Here is a 2,102-nt window from a genome sequence, read left to right on the forward strand (position 1 = left end):
TAAAAAGATAATTAGAAATTTATACTTTGTTTACTATTAAAAAAGTGAAAAAATGATCCTAATTAGCTTTTTTCAACACTTGCAGATATATATAGATAGATTTAAGTTAATTCATACCCTCAAAATTGTGTAAATTTGTCAAAAAAATATGTATGAAAGAACTTCTTTCCTTTATTTTGTACCCCTTTTATTGTAGAATATGGAGTATATGGAGGTAGGTCAAAAATGACAAATGTAAAAGGTATTGCGGCATCTAGTGGTTATGCCATTGCAAAAGCATATAAATTAGATATGCCAGATTTAACTGTAACACGTACTACAGTTGAAGACACAGAAGCTGAAATTGCTTTATATAACAAGAGCGTTGCAGCAGTTAAACTTGAAATCGCTGCAATTAAGGAAGCAGCTACTAAAAACTTATCTGAAGAAGAAGCAGCAGTATTTGATGCTCATGCTCAGATTCTTGAAGATCCTGAACTTCAGTCTCAGGTTGAAGCTAAGATCAATGATGAAAAGTTATGTGCTCCAGCAGCATTAGAAGATGTAGCTAATTTATTTATTACTATGTTCTCATCTATGGATGATGCATATTTCAAAGAAAGAGCAGCTGACGTTAGAGATGTAACTACTCGTTTAAAAGCTAACTTATTAGGTAAATCTTTACCTAACCCTGCTTTAATTGATGAAGAAGTTGTAATCATCGCTCACGATTTAACTCCTTCTGATACAGCTCAGTTAAATAAAAACTTAGTTCGTGGTTTCATCACTGATATCGGTGGTAGAACTTCTCACTCTGCTATCCTAGCTAGATCTATGGAAATCCCAGCAGTTGTAGCAACTAACGTTATTACTGAAACTGTCAATGATGGTGATATGGTAGTTCTTGATGGTTTAACAGGTGATGTATTTGTTAACCCTGATGAAGAAACAGTTTCAACTTATGAAGCTAAGAGAAAAGAATTCGAAGATTACAAAGCAGAACTTAAGACATTAAAGACTGCTGAATCAGTATCTACTGATGGTCATAAGGTATTATTAGTAGCTAACATCGGTTCTCCAAATGATATCGAAGCTATTAAACAGAATGGTGCTGAAGGTGTTGGTTTATTCAGAACTGAATTCTTATATATGGAATCAGATGAACTTCCAACAGAAGATTCACAGTATGAAGCTTATAAGACAGTACTTGAAAACGTAAATGGTCCAGTTGTTGTTAGAACAATGGATATCGGTGGAGATAAGAAGTTAAAGGCTCTTCCAGTTCCTGAAGAAATGAACCCATTCTTAGGTGTTCGTGCTATTCGTCTTTGCTTCCAGAGAGAAGAAGTATTCAGAACTCAGTTAAGAGCATTACTTCGTGCTTCAGTTTATGGTGATCTTAAGATCATGTTCCCTATGATTGCAACTGTTGACGAATTCAAGAAGGCTAAGGGAATCTTATTAGATGAAAAGGCTAAGTTAGTTGCTGAAGGTGTTAAAGTTTCTGATTCAATCGAAGTTGGTATCATGATTGAAATCCCAGCTGCTGCTGTTCTTGCCGATCAGTTCGCTAAGGTTGTAGATTTCTTCTCAATCGGTACAAACGACTTAATCCAGTACACTTTCGCTGCTGACCGTATGTCATCTACAATCAACTACTTATATCAGCCATTCAACCCATCAATCTTAAGATTAGTTAAGAACACAATTGATGCTTCTCATAGAGAAGGTAAATGGACTGGTATGTGTGGTGAAATGGCAGGCGAAGCTCTTGCTGCACCATTACTACTTGGTTTAGGACTTGACGAATTCTCAATGTCTGCAACTTCAATTCTTGCTCAGAGAAAACGTATTAGAGAATTATCTTATGAAGAATCTAAGAAGGTAGCTGAAAAGGCAACTACTGAACTTTCTACAATGGAAGAAGTTGTTGAATTAGTTAAAGCTGAAACTGGTATTGAAGGATAAAAAACACAATACTTGAGAGATGAACATTTGTTCATCTCTTTTTTTTGCATACAAAAACCACCTCTATAAAGAGGTGGCAAGTATTGTGATATAAGTTAAATATTTTAATTCTCCTTATCCCATATAAAAACTGTTATGAAATGACCGTTGTCAAG

At 34.9% G+C, this 2,102-nt stretch carries 1 protein-coding gene; it reads left to right on the forward strand.

All coding sequences use genetic code 11. The features are described 5' to 3' along the window. Window positions 1-225 precede the first annotated feature (225 nt). Window positions 226-1,947 (forward strand): phosphoenolpyruvate--protein phosphotransferase, encoded by a 1,722-nt coding sequence (ptsP, locus tag QVO42_RS02320; protein ID WP_022424575.1) that lies wholly within the window; start codon window positions 226-228, stop codon window positions 1,945-1,947. The last annotated feature ends 155 nt before the right edge of the window (window positions 1,948-2,102 follow it).

Origin of the sequence: Catenibacterium sp. CAG:290 (assembly GCF_000437715.1) — a bacterium.
GTDB lineage: Bacteria > Bacillota_I > Bacilli_A > Erysipelotrichales > Coprobacillaceae > Catenibacterium > Catenibacterium mitsuoka_A.

Coding starts and splice junctions, on each gene's coding strand:
- ptsP (WP_022424575.1), top strand. CDS start 226: ATGACAAATGTAAAAGGTATTGCGGCATCTAGTGGTTATGCCATTGCA.